1 protein-coding gene is annotated in these 291 nt (G+C 41.9%); it reads right to left on the reverse strand.

All coding sequences use genetic code 11. From position 1 onward, the window contains the following. The coding region (locus ACTHSP_RS23635; protein ID WP_440347191.1) for an IS1595 family transposase at positions 1–291 on the reverse strand (291 nt) is incomplete at both ends.

The raw sequence follows: 291 nt of genomic DNA on the forward strand, positions 1-291 counted from the left end.
GAAGTTAAATCGAAATTCGCATTCTTTCAAGAACAGCGGGAAAGATTTGCGATCGATTCCGTTGTATTTTCGCAAGAAACGTTTTGCCTGATTCCAAAAATTCTCAATGCCGTTAATGTGGTTCTGACGGTCGACAAATTCCTTGGAATGGTTGATGCGGTAATGGATAAAACCGCTCACGTCCAACTTATCATAGCTGCTCAGGCTATCCGTGTAAACAATGCTGTCCGGCATGATTTTCTTTTTGATGACAGGGAATAACGTTTCAGACTTGGCATTATCCACCACAAC

This window comes from Neisseria sp. P0001.S005, from assembly GCF_051963715.1.